Origin of the sequence: Candidatus Jidaibacter acanthamoeba, assembly GCF_000815465.1 — a bacterium.
GTDB classification, from domain to species: domain Bacteria; phylum Pseudomonadota; class Alphaproteobacteria; order Rickettsiales; family Midichloriaceae; genus Jidaibacter; species Jidaibacter acanthamoebae.
In genome coordinates this window covers 128,201-146,515 of the sequence record NZ_JSWE01000058.1, presented here as the reverse complement: position 1 = coordinate 146,515, position 18,315 = coordinate 128,201, and the positions used below count along the sequence as shown (strand labels likewise).

Here is an 18,315-nt window from a genome sequence, read left to right as displayed (position 1 = left end):
ACTACATTTCTATTTTTACCCGTCTTCATAGTGTAACACAAGATAAAGTCCAATTGTAAAGCATATTAAAGTCGGAGCAATAGCAGAAAATATAACCGGTATGTTCCCTGCAATACCGATTGCATTTATAATATCTGATAAGAAATAAATTAAAAACCCAACCATAATACCTAAAAACATAAAAATCCCTACCCTTCCGCTTCTTGAAGATTTAGTAGCAAAAACAAGCCCAATCAATACCATTGAAAGATAAAAGAACGGAGATACTACAATTTTGAACAAATAATTTAAATGTCTAAGGGTTGAAAAACCTGATTCCTGTGTAGTTTTTATAAAGGCAGGTAAATTATAAATTGAAATAGTATCCGGAGATATTACACTTTCCTGAATTTGTAAAAAGCTGATTTTGGTAGGCATTAGATATGTATCCTTATGCTCAAACGAATAATCCGCATTAGATATGTCTACATCTGATAGAAGCCATGATTTGCCGTCTTCCAGCTTAGCTGAATTAGCATAAATCCTGGTTAAAAACTTATAATTTTTATCAGCCAGAAAGAAGGTAACCTCAAATAGTTCCTTAGTTTCTTGGGATACCCTCATAGCATGAATAATTGTATTTCCTTTTTTATAAGCTTCTTTTAACCATAGCCCGTTTTTAGATATAGCAATTGTGCTTGAGTGACCTTTCAAATGTATGGCTTCTAGCCGTTCAAATTTTCCTAGCATACTACTGCCTATAGGGTTTAAAAAAAGAACGTTTATTACCCCGAAAACGAAAGCAACGGTTACTGCAGGAAATATAAATTGCCAAACTGACATGCCGTACGATCTTGCAACTATAAGCTCGGAAGATTTGGTAAGATTCGCATAAGTTAAAATAGTAGTAAGTATAAATATAAAAGGGAAAGTCTTTTCAACATGATAATAATTTCTTAAAGTCGCTAACTTGAAAATCATACTCATACTTAAATCAATATTATATGAGATTTTTACTAACTCCATAAAATCAAAAATCAGCATCATTATTGAAACAATAAGAAGTATAACCAGAAAGTAAGTAATGTTTTTCTTTGCTATATATTTAAAAAGGATTAAGGGCACGAAATTATTCAATTATAAGCTATATATTTATTCTAATTTGAATATAGTCAAATTGAATTAGTTAATCAAATAGAAAGCCCGAATATTGCTTTAAAAATATATAGGTATTAATTTCTACTTTAATTTCTTAGATTACTCTCAGAAGTAAGAGCTTTTATAATTCCTCGCATGGTTCTTACTTCTTGCTCCGTCATCTTGGCTTTTATAAAAGTATTTCTAATATTTTGGAACATTCTTTGCTCCTTTTCCTTCGCTTTAAAGAAATCTTTTTTATCAAGCTCTTGTTTTAAATGCCGGAAAAAATATTCCAGTTCTGCCTTATTAGCTAGGCCTTGTACTTCCGAGCTAGTTTTTATTTCATTCAGAAGCGGGATAGAAAGCTCATAAGCAATAACACAGGCAGCTTGCGCAATATTTAACGAGCTATTTATTGCGGAAGTTTCTATAGAGCAAAAAATATCCGCACATACAACTTCTTCATTAGTGAGCCCGCTTCTTTCCCTACCTAGCAGAATACCAACTTTACCACCATTTCGGGCGATATTATTACCTACCATAATCGGTAGGTCTTCGGACTTACAAACTTCTTTTTGCATATCTCTTTTTTGTGCTGAAGTAGCAACTATAAAATTAAGATCCTCAATTGCTTCATTTAAGTTATTAAAGACTTCTGCACTCTCTATAATAAATTTGCCGTGTGCGGCAAGCTCCCTTGCTTTAACATTCGGCCAACCGTCACGCGGTGAGACAATCCTAAGTTTGGTAAAACCGAAATTACTTATTACTCTGGCAACTGCCCCGATGTTTTCTCCCATCTGCGGCTCAACAAGTATGAAATAAATATTATCCACCCGATTTTTCATTTTAGGCTATTCCTCTTTAATTTCTAAAGCACTTGAATTTTTCAGCATAGAAATTTTTTCTCTATCAATAAAGATAGGTTTGTTATTTTTAAAAAACACTTCACCTTCACCATCAATACATACTGCAAGTTTAATAGGTATGCCTATTTCCGTAATACTATCTTTTATTATATTTATAGCCTCTCTATCTTTAATGGTAATTTTTAAAGTAGTTTTCACATCTTTTAAAGCATCTTCAATATATGACATACTATCAATGATAATCCTTAAACCTGTATTATCTTTTTTCGCATCAGCGACTATAAATACTACCTTCCCGACCTCCAATAATCCTTCTTCATTATATTGAACTAATTGTTTTTCATCAAAAATTGAAACGTCAAATAAACCGGTCTTATCCGAGAGTTGGATAAAGGCAAATTTGCCTCTTGCTGAAGACTTAATTTTTTTAGAAGTTATTACACCTGCAAAATTTAATTTAGAAGATTTACTCCCTACCCTACTATCAATTTCACAGGCGAAAGTAATATTCATTTTTCTTAATTTTACTGCATATTCTTCAATCGGGTGAGAAGAAAGATAAAAACCGAAAGCTTCAAATTCAGCTTCTAAAGTTTGTTTGGTATTCCACTGCTCTACATTTTCCAGAAATATTTTTTGGTAGGCGATATCTATATCTTCAAATAAACTTGCCTGCTTTGTGGATGCATTCTCTTCCTGCATGGAAGTCCAGCTAATGATTTTTTCGACACTTTTAAATATACTATTTCGGTTGGTGTTAAAGCAATCGAATGCCCCGGCTTTAGACAAGCCTTCCAACATCCTTTTATTAAGATTACGCAAGCCAGCTTTAATTAAAAAATCTTCCAGATCCTTAAATTCTCCTTCTTCTTTTCTAATCTTTATTATTTCCTCAACTGCTTTTCTACCCACATTTTTAATTGCAGATAACCCGTATCTGATTGCTTTATCCTCTATTACAAACAAAGCTTCGGAATGATTTATCGACGGAGGCAAAATCGTAATATTATAATTTCTTGCGTCATTTAAAAATAAATTAATTTTATCAGCATCATCTATCTCTAAGTTTAGTGAGGCGGTAAAAAACTCCAGCGGATAATTAGCTTTTAAAAATGCAGTTTGATATGAGATGATAGCATAAGCAGCAGCATGGGACTTATTAAATCCATAGCTAGCGAATTTATCAATTAAATTAAATATTTCTTCCGCTAAATCTCGACCTATTCCGTTTTTTACCGCGCCCTGAATAAACACTTCCCGGTTGGCATCCATTTCAGCTTGGATTTTTTTGCCCATTGCCCGCCTTAACAGGTCAGCTTCACCTAAAGTGTAGCCGGCGAGTGCCTGCGCTATAATTATTACCTGCTCTTGGTAGACAATAATACCGTAGGTTTCTTTTAAAATTTCTTCTAATTTAGGATGAAGGTATTGCGGCTTTTCATAGCCGTGTTTTCTATTAATATAGCTAGGTATGTTATCCATAGGTCCCGGCCTATAAAGCGAACCTAAAGCAATTAAATCCTCAATTTTATCCGGTTTTAATTTTTTAATAGTCTCTTTCATTCCAACACTTTCAAATTGGAACACACCTACTGTTTCACCTCTAGAGAGTAGCTTAAAAGTTTTTTTATCCTCTAATGAAATTTCGCCTATATCAAAGTTTTCAGTCTCTTTTTTATTAATCAGATCACATGCCCAAGAAATCACGGTAAGAGTCTTTAGACCTAAAAAATCAAATTTAACTAAGCCGGCATCTTCCGCCGCTTTCATATTAAACTGAATTATAGGCATCGGTGAATTATCGTCTCTATAAAGAGGCACAACTTCAACAAGAGGCCTATCTGCAATAACAATACCTGCGGCATGGGTGGAGACGTGCCTGTTCATTCCCTCAAGCTGCAAACCAATAGATAATAACTTTGCAATAACCGGATTAGTATCTCTTTGACCTTGCAGATCCCGATCAAGATTAATTGCCTGGCTTAGGGTAACCGGGTTAGCAGGGTTATTAGGAACCATTTTACAGATTCTATCCACCGTCATATAATCCATTCCCAAAACTCGGCCTACATCCCTTAAAACCGCCCTAGGCTGGAGCTTCCCAAAAGTTATGATGTTTGCAACTCTATCTTCACCATACTTTTCTTTTACGTATTTTATAACTTCTTCACGTCTTTCCTGACAGAAATCTATGTCGAAATCAGGCATCGATATTCGATCGGGATTTAAAAACCGCTCAAAGAGAAGCCCGAACTTTATCGGATCTAAATCAGTAATGTCAATTGCCCAGGCAACCAATGAACCGGCACCCGATCCTCTTCCGGGACCTACCGGAACTCCGTTATTCTTACTCCATTTTATAAAATCCGAAACTATTAAGAAATATCCTGCAAATCTCATCTTAATGATTACTGAAAGCTCAAAATCTAATCTTTTAAAATACTCCTCTTCATCAATAGTGTATTGTAGTTTTGCAAGCCTCTTTCTCAATCCTTCTTTAGCAAACTCGGATAAAATTTCATCTTCATTAGCCTTATTCGCAGTTGAGAAACTAGGCAGTAACGGCTTACTGGTTTCAGAATACACTAAACATTTTTTTGCTATATTAACTGTGTTCTCAATTGCTTCCGGGAGGTCCTTAAACAGTTCAAACATTTCTTCTGTGCTTTTGAGATAGCAATCCTTGCTTACACTCGGCCTTTCCGTCTCTTCAAGCTTTCTGGCTTCTGCTATACAGTATAACGCATCTTGCGCTATATGCATTTGGGGGGTTAGGAAATATATATCATTTGTGGCAACTATTCCTAGCTCCAAGTCTTGTGCATATTTTAAAATATTTTGCTCGAACTCTTCGTTATAGGTATCAACATTCCTTTGCACTTCTATATATAAATCATCCTTAATCCTTTTCTTTAGCTGCTCAAGAAATATTGCCCCGTCCTCAAATTTATTATCAAGAACATATTTGCCGAGTATACTTTCTTTACCGCCCGTAAGTGCAATTAAGCCCTCAATATTCTCCAATAAATAATCCAGACTGATATTAGGATCTTCTAAACTATCACTGCTAAGAAATGAGTGGCTAACAATTTTCATAAGGTTTTGGTAGCCCTGCTTGTTTTTAGCAATAAGCAGCACTTCACCTAAGCTTTTTCGGTTTAGAGTTGTTTTTTTATCATATTCAACTTTTACAATACATCCTATTATAGGTTGCACACCTGATTTTATACATGCTTGCGAAAACTCAAGTGCACCGAATAAATTTTTATGATCGGCAAGACATATCGCCGGGAATTTATATTCTACGCATTTTTTTGCCAGTTCCTTAATTTTTACCGCACTCATCCCGAGGGAATAATCCGAGTGAGCCCTAAGGTGGATAAAAGTTTTCATTACTTATGATAAAATTGTTTTCGGTAAAGATATTACCACAAATATTTTACTAGTTAACTGATAATGTTTAAAGCATTGAAGGTTTTGTAATTTGGTAATCAAACTTTATTATAGTTCATCATGTATCGATTGCTTTGATAGATATAAATAATTTGCCTCAAATATCTTATCCTCCATTATCTCCTTACACTGCTTAAATATATTTAAAAAATCCTTAAGGTTAACCTCTTTTTTATAAATTATGTTTGTATAAGGCATAGCTATTGTGCACTCTTCAGGGGTAATCGTTTCAATAGGAGGCCTTGTAACCTCTATTCCGGCTTTTTCAATATCCAACAGTTTATGCTTTGAAAAACATATATTAAATTTTTCTGCTAACTCTTGATCAAAAGCTTTAGCAGCTATTTGAAAATTAAAATGATCATCAATATATTTTATTTTGTAATTTAAATCTTCTTTGGGCAAAGTTATTCTTCCATTTAAAGAAGCAATAATTTTATAAATTGTTTTGCAAGATTCACTATCTATTACTATATCTTTTTTTACTTCAACGCTTTCAAACGGTCTTTCGCTAAGAGTGGCAATTTTATCTTTTGCAGAAAAATATTTTTCAATATTTTCAAGCCGTTGGACGGTATTTTTATAAGCTTTATCATTATTATTAGCTTGTTTTAAGTTAAGTATGAACTGTCTATGATCATCTAAGGTAAATTCCTGCTTATCTGCTATGGAAAGCTTCTTACCGGTAAACATAGTTACCTCTTTCCCGTTCATATAGTTTTCCAGAGGACCTCCCTTACTAATCCCATTATATTGATTATTATAATCAAATAGTAAAGTTCTACCCAAATCAGTATCATAGAAAGCTTTAGCAGCAGGGTGCTTAATATTTTTCACCACCTTCTCTATCGTATCTGCACCATTAGCTATTTCATCAACATATGCTTTATTTATAGTTTCAATTCCGTACTTACTACTTAAAGCTTGGTTAATTTTTTCCACCTTATCGCCAAAAATCTGGCTTGGTGACTTACCAACTAAATTTTCTGAGTTTTTGTCTTTTAGTATGGTAGTTATGTAATCTAACTCCGATTTAATAAAAAAACTTTCTCCTTTCTCATTGACAGCATTTTTAATAATGTCCTTTAGCGTGTCACGAGCATGTTGATTACCACCAATGTCCATTTGATTACCACCAAAGGAAGGAGCGCTTTTACCAGGTCCTGCCCAGCTAAGTTCATATCCTTTATATCCTCCTTGCAACTCATTTTGCATCATTATATCATGATATTTCTTATGTATCCCAGAAAGATTATCTCCACCTGTAAATTTTTTATTTTTTGCCATAGTTCATTCATTTATTAATTATTGTTTATTTCTCTTTCTCTTCATCTTGAAAGTAAAGTAATAACCTATCATGTACACCTTGCACTCCATATTCCTCTTCCTTTATTACTTGGTCATATATATTTTCAATTACTGAATAAGGTATTATAAAAAGATTTTTATTTATATCCATTCCCTTAATTCCCTTATGGGGTTTGAATTTAGTATCCAAATCCTTATTAAAACGCACAATGAGGTTTCCTGAAGAATTAAAAGCAATAAATGTATCATCCTTGAGTTTTATTAAAGTTGAAGGCAAAAAATATAATTGCTTATAAATAATTTTCCCTCCCCTAGGGCAGGGATCCACTCCTTGCCTATCATAATCTCTAAATATATCAGGCATTGCTTCTATTATTGAGAATTTTTTAACCTGATCATCAGAACGATACAACCACTCTTCTCCCGATCTTGGCTTACCAATTAAAAGTGACGAACGCACCAGATTATTACTTTGACATAAGCGACCGGCAGAATCATAATCATATATAATCATAGTACCATCTTTTAACTCAATTTCCCTGCTTCCTATATTAACTAGCTTGTTGTCTTCCACAAAGGCATCAAGATTCTTTGGAAGCCCAATTTCCACTATCTCTCCTGTAAAAAATTTTAGTGCCGCAAGCCAAGTGTTTTTATTATAATCATTTTCATCAAAATTATTTTTAGTTTGATCTTCTATATGAAAAGTAAACACTATATCACCACTCGGTGCTAAATAAGCACTTATGATAGATGAGGTGTCCTTTGTTCTCTTGTAATCAGTAAGGTCATACCCCCATATATCAGGATAAGGAGGATATTTAGGTTTATCATTATTTTTAGTTTCAGCTAAAATTGATGTTGGTGCACCTAACATGGTTATCAATATAATTATATAGTAGATTATATTAGCCCTCATATGGAAGCCCTCCTATCATTTAATAAATGCTTATATTAAATATATTAGAACTATACAATGCACACTATAAATCAAGCTATGATATATTAAGAAGGCAAAAAGCCGACAATCGAATGTAAAATAATCACTTTTTTGCCGGCTTCATGATAACTAATTACCCCTACCTCTTCTTAAGGTCAGCTTCCATAAGTTCATTAAATACACATAAAGTATCAACGCCATGGCGCAGGGTAAACTTGGGAGCAACCCTTTCAATCACTACGTACTCACCCGAAACTCTATAGTTAATTAAGCCTTCGTTACCTTTGTCATCCACTAGGAAAAAGGCAGGGATTTCAGCATTTATATTTCTGAATTTAAAGTAAGTAAACTCCCCGTCATCAAATATTAACAACGGTTCTATTAGCCTCGCATCGCCGCTTATGGTATATTTAAAGTTATATAATTCAGGTTTGGATAAATCAGGCCCGCCGGTTGAGCTAACTTGTTTAATACCCCCTATAGTACCATCTTCAGGATAAACAAACTTAACGACAAATGATAGCTCATCATCGCTTATGCTTTTCGCATCTTGGGCATGCATTTCAAAGAAATACATTCTTTTATTGGTAATTACCGTCATATTTGTGGTTGCGTCATCTTCTACGGGCTTAATAAATATGCGATTACCTGCCGGAACAATCTGCCAAGGAGTCGGTGTTCCCATGGTAATGGTATCTATCTCTTCATCTAAGCCGAATTCAATTATAGATTGATAAAAATAATGGCCGACGAACTTAAACACAGTATTCGGCATATAGTTTATAATCTTTATTCTTTTTTCATTACCTATAGGGCGCGGAGTAGATGTTGCATTTGCTTGGGCGGTTAACATGCTCAAACAAAGTGAAAAAAGTAAAAATAATCTAATAATTTTCATGATAAAGTAAAATTTTAATCCTCAAATATTTATGTCATAAAACATATGTTGTAAGCAAGCTTTAATTATTTCATTTATACTAATTATTTTGCTTGAGCTCCGAATTATCATACTTAGTAATAGTAAATTCCACTTCGGACTTATTATCTATAATATTTTCAATATTACTCATACTAAAAGTTATACTTGCCTTCCAAAACGAACTTTTTTCTTCTTTATCGGTTTGTTCTATGGCTTTATAATAAACTATAGCTGATTCAGGGTTAACGGAATTTTTTGGAAATTCTATATTTTGAATTTGTATTATTCGCTTGACGCTGTCTTTATATTTAATTATAGGGCTATCCGGGTTAGTGGTAGTATCGATATAGTCTACATAATCACTGAATATTTTTCTTGAAGACAGTTCCCTCACTCGTCTTAACAGTTCTTTCCATGCTTCTTTATCATTTACTACTTTAAAATCATATTCTTCACGTGATTTTATATAAGCGGAAGCAAAATACCTGGCCACTGAAATTGTAACCGGCTCACTGCCCTTTGATACGGGAATAATTTTTGAATAATATTTAACCTCATCTTCCGAATAGAGGGGAAAAGGATAAAGTTTTTTTATATTATCAATCATCACTGTTTTAAATATTACTATAGTAAAAATAACGGAAAATATTGCGATAATTCCTATATAAGCTTTTTGAGTATAAAAGTATAAATATTTTGAGGCATACCATTCCTTGGAATCATTAAAGTATTCCCCGCTATCAATCATTTTTGCTATTATCCGCTTTGCTTCATCCATCTGCTTAAAATTACTTTGTTTTTATTTACCTATATAAATAATATCCCCTGTTTTTTATGTTAGGGCAATGAAAAATTACTATTTAAAATTAAAACTTTAAAACACCTTTGTTCTTAACTATTGCATAACAGCCCTCTAAATTTTCAAATAATATTATAAAAATGCTATCAAATTGCTAAGAAAATGTTATTAGTGGGTGTAAAGCTTATCTCTTTATGAGCAAGAAACTTTAAGTTTAGAGCAAATGGATGCGCAATAATTTATTACAAACCAAAAATATTATCGACTACTGGTCTTGGGTGGAGCGTTTCACTCCTCCCACGGCTTATAAAAATGATTCAGCATTAAAAGTAGTATTAGGTGATAAAGAAATACCATGGCTTAACCGAAGTAAATTTGAACAATATGAAGATGAAACACATACTTGGCGCTATACGGTTTATGTGGGGGTAAATATATTGCGATAAAATAGTTAAAAAGTTAAAAGAACTGCTCAAATCTAATATAGATGATTTTAATTATAAGCCTTCGGACAACGAATCATATTTGTGTTGCTTTGAAGTTGATATTAACGGCAAGCCTATAGAGGGTTCTATTGCTATTCCGGATTATGTGGCTTCTATGGGTTGTTTAATAAAGATGGAGGATCTTAGTTCGGATATTTGGCTAAATAATTTTGATTCAATTAAAGATAAAATCAAAGAAATACTCAATAATGTATTTATTATGTTGCGTAAACCGGATCATCATATTCCAATAAATTTTAATTTATTTGAAGATCTAGTTAATGGAATTAAACAAATATCGGAGTGGGAAGAATTACTGGGAACGGTAAAAAACAAAGTAAGAATAGATTCGCATAAAGTAGTAAAACCTAAACCAAAGCTGAGTAAAGAAAATTTAATTGAAGAAATTGAGCAGGAAATAGAAGTAGAAAGCACATCTTTAAACCTTTTTAACAGCTTTTATTTCAAGGATTTAAAATTAATTTCAGATACTATAAAGGGAAATAAGCCTATAGGCAAAGCTCTATCGGAGTACCTTAATTTAATTCCCTCTATCCCGAGAGCGGATATCAGAGCAGAAAACAAGCTGGTACAAACTTTACTATCCCCGCATAATTTAGCCCCTGCCCGCTGGCCTGGCAATGGGGATCATCCATTGGTATTAAGCCAACAGCTGGCGGTGAATACTTTTTTTAATTCAAAAACTGAAATTTTTTCGGTAAACGGCCCTCCCGGTACGGGCAAAACTACTCTACTACGGGACGTCATTGCTAATATTATTGTTTTAAGAGCAAAAAAATTAGCGGCGTTCAATTCTCCGTCTGATGCTTTTTCAGGAAGTGAGAATCTTTATATAGAAGGTTATAATTATAAAGTTTGGAAATTAAATGAAGAACTCTTAGGCCATAGTATTGTTATAACCGGCTCTAATAATACGGCAGTTGAAAACATTACAACGGAAATTCCGATTAAGAGCGCAATTGATGATCAGTGGGAAATAGATTATTTCTCTGAAGTTGCATCATATATATTCGGTAAAGAATGCTGGGGCTTAACTGCCGCTCCTCTTGGCAGTGCAAAAAAAGTAAGTGACTTTTTCAGTAAATTTTGGCCGAATCGCATTAAAGGTGAGAGTATTAATGATTTTAATACTATATTAAATAAAAGTGATGCTGGCGCAAAAGATTGGCAACAAGCTAAAAAGAATTTTTTAAATTGTCTTGAAAAGTTTTCCAAAATTCAAGAAGAACTAAAAGGTCTTGAAGAATGTCTCAAAACTAAAGTTATACTTGAAGAACATTTAAAGACCATTGAAATAAAGTATAAATCTTTAACCCGTCAATTAAATGCAATCAATGAAACTAAACAAGAATTAATAATTAAGATAGATAGCGCGGAAAGTAGTATATTAGTAAAAGAAAAAGTTATTTCTGCTATAGAAAAAACCAGACCTTCATTCTTTGCACGAATATGGAATTTTTTATTCAATAGAAAAAAGAATTCAGATTGGGAGAAAGAATACCTACAAGAAATCAAATCATTAGTTAAATCCCAAAAAAGAAAAATTAGTCTAAATACTAAATTAAATAACAATGAGCAAGAGTTACGTAGCACAAATAAAAGCTTAGAAATTTTAAGTATTGAGAAACAAAATAGCCAAGAAGAGCTTAAAAAAATTAATAATATAATATTTAGTTTTAAAGAAAAAATGGGAAATAATTTTCCCGATAATGAATATTGGTCATTAGATGATAAAATACTACAAAAGACAACGCCTTGGAACTTTCCTGAACTGCATGAATTAAGAGCCAAAATTTTTATTGAAGCATTAAATTTACATAAAGTTTTTATTATAAATACTAAAGAAAAGACAAGTAATACTCTAAGGGCTGCACGCCAAGCAATAGCTCAAGGAAACCTGCCCTATGATAAAGTGCACTTATTACCTCATATTTGGGAGGCTTTCCACTTGATAATTCCTGCCGTCTCAACTACTTTCGCTTCATTCTCCAGGTTATTCAGAGGCATGGGAAGTAATACAATCGGCTGGTTGCTGATAGATGAAGCCGGACAAGCTCTTCCTCAAATGGCAGCTGGTGCGCTTTTTAGAGCTAAGCGAGCAATGATAGTGGGAGACCCGCTTCAAATTGAACCTGTAAGAACTATCCCAAAAATAATGTCTATAATATTAAGAGATCATTTTAAAATTTCGGATGATTGGAACCCCTTAAATCAATCTGTTCAGACATTGGCCGATAGAGCAAATCCCATTGGTACTAATTTACAATTGGAAGGAAATAATTATTGGATAGGGGCACCACTTAGGGTTCACAGAAGGTGTAATGATCCTATGTTCAGCATAGCTAACTTCATTGCTTATGATAACCTTATGATTTACAGCAGTAATAATAAGCCTATGCCGGTTGATCGGAAGTTATCCGATAGTGTATGGGCACATGTCACTTCAAATGGAAAAATAAAAAATAATTGGTCTAAAGATGAGGGTGAAGTAGCACTTAATTTTTTAAGACATATTAAGCAACTTAGAGATATTAATTGCAATTTAAAATCAACTTTTATTATCTCACCTTACACAGGTATGAAACCGGGATTGCAACGCGTTATTAAAGAGAACTTTGCAGATAAAGAGCTTTTTATGAATGATGCCGAGTTTAAAAAGTGGATGAGATTAAATGTGGGAACAACTCATATTTTCCAAGGGAAAGAAACGGAGATAGTTATATTTATATTAGGCGGCAATCCTGAATCAATTGGGGGCATACGCTGGGCTTCAAATACTCCTAATATATTAAATGTCGCTTTAACCAGAGCTAAGAGAGCTATATACATTATCGGTGATTTTAATATATGGTCAAAGATGAATTATTTTAATCAACTAGCCGGAAGTCTACCGATAAAACCTTATAATGAAAAATTATTGCCCTATAAGAAAGGGGGGTAAAGCTAATAATTATACGGCTTTTAAAGCCGATCTCACTTACCGATTATTACTTAGAATAAAAAATTTTAAATTATTTATAATTGTTAACTATTTGTTAACCATTTTATATTAGCTTCTGATTTCTAGATAAACCACAGAGGATAAAATGGCAACTAAGGCTAACAAAAACCAAGTAGAATTACAAAATACAGTTAATAAATATATTGACCCGCTTATTGAGCCTATTCAAAAAGCAACAGGAATAGGAACTTGGGGAGGATATGACGGCGCTGCTCAATATTTAAACAGCCCAAGGTTTGATGGACTTAAAAGACAAGGTAAAGATGCTTATGATCTAGGCCTTGAGAAGTGCCTTATAGCTATTTCTGAAACCAGCATCTCAAAAAGCGAAACAACAGTTCTCAAAAATTTTGCTAATGAACATTTAGACTTTATTTTACAACTATCGAAGAAAAGCCCGGAAATGTTTGTTGGAGAGAATGGAAAGATTGCGCAAGCATGCAAAAGTGTAATGAATGAAAGCCAGAAAAAAGCTTTTGAGAAAAATTTAGGTATTAATAAAGTTGAAAAAGATTCACTAGTTAATAAACATTTAGGTGCTGATAAAGTTAAACCAACTTTTGCAGAAAGAATTACACAATCAAGAGAAGAAAGTTTACAACAACCAGCAAGGTAAGAGGATAGTGACTGCACTTATCCTCCGAGCTTTATTAATAAAATATAATTTGTATAAGAAGTATTTTTTCAAATGATATTATTTTTTTGCAGCAAACTAAGTACTTCTTCTTCCTTCAAGCCATATGCAGGTTTAATTTCAATTTCCTGCTTAGTTTCGGTGAGCTTTTCGTAAGCGGTTACCGTTAAAATTCCGTCAGCATCAATTTTGAATGTAATTTCTATTCTCGGTTCACCGGCCGGTAATTGAGGAAGACCTTTAAGCTCAAAATGAGCAAGTGATCTGCACTCGGAAACCTTCTCACTTTCCCCTTGGATCACATGTATTTTTAACCCGGTTTGGCCATCGCTATGTGTGGTATACATTCTTTTTTGCTGCGTAGGTAACGGGGAGTTCCTAGGAATAATTATTTCCGAAATACCGCCCATAAGTTCTATTCCTAGGGAAAGAGGTGTAACATCAAGAAGGATATTGTCACTTCCGTAAGTTAAAGCTTCAGCCTGAATAGCAGCACCCAGGGCTACAATTTCTTCAGGGTTGATTGTATCTAACGGCTGCTTACCAAAAGCTTGAGTTAAAGCCGCTTTAATATAAGGAACCCTGGTAGACCCACCGACCAGAATGATTTCACTAATATCGTTAATCTCAATTTCCGCTTGCTTTAAAACATCTTTAAAAATTTTAATTGTCTTACTGACATAAGGCTTAATTAAATTATTAAACTCGATTTGAGAAAGTGAATACTTTTTATTTAAAATTTCACCTTGCCAGTTAGTGTTACCAGTTAAATATTCTTTTATCTTTCTTGCTTCCCGCAGGTAGATTTGAAGACTACTGATATTTAGCTTCTGATCGGTAAAATGGGTTACAATTGCTTTATCAAGCTCATCTCCGCCGAGCTCAACATCTCCGCCCGTAGCTAAAACCTGGAAAATTCCTTTCTCAAGTCTAAGTATGGAAACATCAAAAGTACCACCTCCAAAATCATATACGGCAAAAATTCCTGATTCATTTTTATCTAAACTATAAGCAATGGCTGCAGCCGTCGGCTCATTTAATAGCCTTAAAACTTTAAGACCGGCAATTTGTGCGGCATTCTTAGTGGCCACCCGTGCAGCATCATCAAAATATGCCGGAACAGTTATTACTGTATTTTCTATATGTTCTCCCAAATATTCTTCCGCCCTTTTTTTTAATTCTTTTAAAATCTCAGCGGAAATTTCTATCGGGTCTTTAATAGTATTATTAATATTAAGCTTAATTAAGTTTTGGTTAGAACTCTGATTAATATCATACGGCAGATGCAAACCTCTGATATCTTCTATTCCTCTTCCCATTAATCTTTTTATTGAAGAGATATATGTGCTGTGGTTTAAAGCATCATTTCCCACGTAGCTGCGGTTATTTTCAAAAGCGACTATAGAAGGTAAAATCTTTTTACCGCTAATCTTATCTGCAATTATTACAGGTTGCCGGTTTGAAGAAACTGCCACCAATGAATTAGTTGTACCTAAATCAATACCTATGCTTTTACCGATCGGGTAGCTTTCTGTCTCTCCCGGCTCTTGAATATCAAATAGTATCATTTATTAAATCAAGCTTATTTATAATTTCCAGTTTAAAACGTGTATAGAATTTGAGTTCAATATATATTGATAAAGCCTGATTATAAAGCTCTTTTATAAAATATTCCGTTAAAAGCTTATAAGCATTATTTTCTTTATATGAAACCTCTTCTAATAATTGCCGTATAGATCTTTCATCCTCACTTACTTCAAGGCTCTCTCGCCATTCCATTGATTCAAGTAAAAGGTGTTGCGGTACTTCCTCTTTATCAATATCAAAGCCTTTTAATTTAAGTAGACATTCCGCCCTCAAAAGCGGTGTTTTCAATACCTTATACGCTTGGTTAATAAGTGCGCTATTATTTAATGAGATGCTTTGTTCTCTTATGCTTAAGTTAATAAATTTATCAGGATGAAAACACCTTTGCAGCTCAAATAGCTTTGTATCTAATTGCTTCATATCAACATTATAGTTTTCGCTCAGCTGAAAAACATCAAAGTAGCTTAAAGCTTTAATCGGTATAACTTTATTACAATTTGAGCAAAAGTGCTCATGTATTGTGCTATGACTACAGTGCGGGCAAACTAAATTATTCATTATATAATGCTATTAACTGATTTATGCTTTCCGATATTAGCTTTTATCTTATAAAATGCATATAATTTTTACACCTTATAAACTAATGTCTTTAACTTAATAAGGCAATAATGAAGTAGGTTTTTTAACAGTAGCAGTAGGAGTGGTTTCAACTGCTGATGGCGCCGATATTTTCGGCTCTGGTTTAGGTGGAGCTACAGGTGCAACGGATATTGCCGGGATTACCGGAGTAGATGCAACTGATGATTTAGGTGGAACTACAGGTGCAACGGGTACTACCGGAATTACCGGAGTAGCGGCAGCAGCTGGCTTTGATAAAACTTCAGGCGCAGCCGGAATTATCGGGGCTACAGGCATAGTTAAAACTGTCGGCTTTGATAGGACTTTAGGTGCAACCGGTATTGCCGGAACTACTGGAGTTTTAGAGGCGGCATTTATTTCATTAGCTGTGCTTAACTCATCCTGCGTAGCTAACGGTCTAGAAACCATATCCTTTATACTTATTGCTAAATTTTTTGAATCTTGTTTACTTTCCAGAGTTTTAACCTTTTTTTCTTCTTTTAACTCTTTATCAGACCTAGATGCTAAAGGTTTAGAGTTGGCAACCTGTAAAGAAGTATTTGTGGTAATCAAAGTTTTAGGAGTGGTTTGCGGTTTAATAACTACCTTAGTAGCTCGTTCAGGTTTAGCAGTGATTACGGTATTATTTGCCTTAGTTGTATCGGAAGCTATTTTAGAATCTTTCCGAGCTATAGGTTCTCTAACTACTTTAGGTACCTTTAATGTTATATTATCATTTTGCTTAGGATCAACTTGCGATTTAACAACCGGAACAGTTTGATTATTTTTAGTACCCGGAAGCACGATAACAGGATTAATCGGCTCTATTTTAGTTAAAGGAGGAGAAACAATAACTTTTGGCTTTTTAAGTGGCTCATTACCTATTAAAGGCCTTTCCGTACCTTTATTTAGTCCATGGCTTACTACCACAACTTCCTTTTTGGTAGAACCCTTAGGTTTTCCTTGATTCTTTTGATGTTCAGCTTTTAAATTATTTGATGAATTACAACGTGAATAATGTTTATAAGCATTATTATCATCACTACCAGAGTTACCGTTTAAAAACCTTTCTTCATTTTTAGTTAAATTTACTTCTTCAGTTCCTTCAAGTTCTTTGGTTATAATAACAGTTTTAAGAATGTCTTTTAATTCTTTAGAGTTATTCATTGCAGCATAGTCAATTGCTGATAAACCTATTTTATTTCTCAGTAGAGGATTAGAATCTTTAGAAAGCAAATAGCCGGCTAATTTTACATTGTTTTTCTGTACAGCAATGATTAATGCCGTATTACCGTCGGCGTCCTTATAATTCGTATCTGCACCAAGCCTTAAAGTTTGCTTAACGGCAGCAATAGAGCCGTTTTTGGTAAAATCTATTAAGGCTTTATTCATATTTTTATATTGCTTTACTGCAATATAAGCAAATTCATCAGTAAATTGAGTTGAATAATAATATGGAGAGTTACCCTGATTATCATGAATATTAGGATCAACCCCATAATCTATAAGCAGTTCAAAAGCTTTTATGTTATTTGCGGTTGCTGCAAGGTGAGCAACCGTCTTACCGTCATTACTTCTAATATTTAGATCTGCCCCTTTAGTTATTAAGTAATTATATGACTTTTGTTTATTATATAAAATACTATACATTAGCGGAGTATACCCGTATTTAATATCTTGGGCGTTAATATCGGCTCCTTTTTCTAAAAATGCTCTTATGCTGCTTACATCGTCATTAATTGCTGCAATAAATAAATACTCAGAATATTCTTTTTGATAAAAAGTTTTGGGTAAATGCTGATTATTTGACCCGTAATGCTTTTTGCTGATTTGCGGGGAAGGAATAGTGTTTCTATAATCATATACTTTTCTGTTATAAATATAAGGAGAATAGTTATTTTTCTTCTTTAGCGAAACATCAGATTTTGACGTTTTATCGGAAGCGGAACCGGACTTATTTTTATTTATATTCGGGCTGTATAAATATAGGTTTTCCATTTGATTCAGCGGATCCTGTTCGCCAATAAACGGAGCTTTTTCAGCTTCTTCTTTAGTTTCCTTTAAAGTTCTTTGAGTTTGTGAGTAGAAGTAATTAAACTTTTCATCAAAGTTATTAGGTAAATTAGAACCTTCACCTTTATTAGCTTCAGAAGTTTTGCTTGGAGCTTTATTCGGTTCAACGGTAGGATTATCAGAAATATTTTCATCATTTTTCTCAATACTTAGCGGTACCGGTGAAGAAGTTACTGAAACCGGATTGGCTTCAGAATTGCTTATGGTTGATTTTAGAATTGGTTTAAATTTTTTGTCCGGTTGTGCAGAAGCTGCTCCCGACGGGCTTACCATTGTACTATCTACATTAATTTGGGGTATAGGAGGAATAGAAGGAGCTGGCTGAGTAGAATCATTTAATTCTTCCAGCTCAGAACTCACTTTACTTTCTATATCATCCGAATCAGCTGCTGCAGTAGGATCTGCTTCTGCGATTGCTAAGTTTGCCGTATAGATGAGGCATGCTCCGATAAATGCCGCAATAATTCTCTTACCCTTATTCTCCATAAT

13 protein-coding genes are annotated in these 18,315 nt (G+C 33.7%); 3 read left to right on the top strand and 10 right to left on the bottom strand.

Going from position 1 to position 18,315, the window contains the following annotated elements; genetic code table 11:
* Positions 1-15 precede the first annotated feature (15 nt).
* The 7 genes from lptG to NF27_RS02040 all read right to left on the bottom strand — a co-directional run bounded on the left by lptG (position 16) and on the right by NF27_RS02040 (position 9,386).
* Positions 16-1,104, bottom strand: a complete 1,089-nt coding sequence (gene lptG / locus NF27_RS02070; protein WP_161791769.1) for an LPS export ABC transporter permease LptG — start codon at positions 1,102-1,104, stop codon at positions 16-18.
* A 119-nt stretch (positions 1,105-1,223) separates the two neighbouring features.
* Entirely contained in the window at positions 1,224-1,967 is a 744-nt protein-coding gene (locus tag NF27_RS02065; protein ID WP_039455248.1) for an RNA methyltransferase, read from the bottom strand.
* Between the two features lie 6 nt (positions 1,968-1,973).
* On the bottom strand, positions 1,974-5,381 hold the full coding sequence (gene dnaE / locus NF27_RS02060; RefSeq protein WP_053332494.1) for a DNA polymerase III subunit alpha: 3,408 nt from the start codon (positions 5,379-5,381) through the stop codon (positions 1,974-1,976).
* A 108-nt stretch (positions 5,382-5,489) separates the two neighbouring features.
* Positions 5,490-6,728, bottom strand: coding sequence for a hypothetical protein (locus NF27_RS02055; RefSeq protein ID WP_039455245.1), 1,239 nt, complete (start codon positions 6,726-6,728; stop codon positions 5,490-5,492).
* Positions 6,729-6,753: 25 nt separating this feature from the next.
* Entirely contained in the window at positions 6,754-7,668 is a 915-nt protein-coding gene (locus NF27_RS02050; RefSeq protein WP_039455243.1) for a hypothetical protein, read from the bottom strand.
* 160 nt (positions 7,669-7,828) lie between these two features.
* A complete protein-coding gene (gene virB9, locus NF27_RS02045) occupies positions 7,829-8,587 on the bottom strand; it encodes a P-type conjugative transfer protein VirB9 (protein ID WP_039455241.1) in 759 nt (252 codons plus the stop codon).
* Positions 8,588-8,666: 79 nt separating this feature from the next.
* A complete protein-coding gene (locus tag NF27_RS02040) occupies positions 8,667-9,386 on the bottom strand; it encodes a VirB8 family type IV secretion system protein (RefSeq protein ID WP_039455239.1) in 720 nt (239 codons plus the stop codon).
* 248 nt (positions 9,387-9,634) lie between these two features.
* On the opposite strand from NF27_RS02040, the gene NF27_RS02035 reads away from it, so the two are divergent.
* The 3 genes from NF27_RS02035 (at position 9,635) to NF27_RS02025 (ending at position 13,530) form a co-directional block, all read left to right on the top strand.
* Entirely contained in the window at positions 9,635-9,853 is a 219-nt protein-coding gene (locus NF27_RS02035; RefSeq protein ID WP_039455236.1) for a hypothetical protein, read from the top strand.
* A 79-nt stretch (positions 9,854-9,932) separates the two neighbouring features.
* Positions 9,933-12,854 carry a DEAD/DEAH box helicase gene (locus NF27_RS02030; protein ID WP_039455233.1) on the top strand — a complete coding sequence of 974 codons (2,922 nt, stop codon included), beginning with the start codon at positions 9,933-9,935 and terminating at the stop codon, positions 12,852-12,854.
* A 145-nt stretch (positions 12,855-12,999) separates the two neighbouring features.
* The gene (locus NF27_RS02025; RefSeq protein WP_039455231.1) at positions 13,000-13,530 is read left to right on the top strand and encodes a hypothetical protein; all 531 of its coding nucleotides are present in this window, start codon (positions 13,000-13,002) and stop codon (positions 13,528-13,530) included.
* 68 nt (positions 13,531-13,598) lie between these two features.
* Here the strand turns inward: NF27_RS02025 and hscA are convergent, their stop codons facing one another.
* The 3 genes from hscA to NF27_RS02010 form a co-directional block, all read right to left on the bottom strand.
* Positions 13,599-15,116, bottom strand: a complete 1,518-nt coding sequence (gene hscA / locus NF27_RS02020; RefSeq protein WP_053332493.1) for a Fe-S protein assembly chaperone HscA — start codon at positions 15,114-15,116, stop codon at positions 13,599-13,601.
* Positions 15,103-15,693, bottom strand: a complete 591-nt coding sequence (gene hscB / locus NF27_RS11005; protein WP_053332492.1) for a Fe-S protein assembly co-chaperone HscB — start codon at positions 15,691-15,693, stop codon at positions 15,103-15,105. The genes hscA and hscB overlap by 14 nt, the downstream gene beginning before the upstream one ends.
* Before the next feature lie 96 nt (positions 15,694-15,789).
* On the bottom strand, positions 15,790-18,312 hold the full coding sequence (locus NF27_RS02010) for an ankyrin repeat domain-containing protein (RefSeq protein ID WP_039455228.1): 2,523 nt from the start codon (positions 18,310-18,312) through the stop codon (positions 15,790-15,792).
* Positions 18,313-18,315 lie beyond the last annotated feature (3 nt).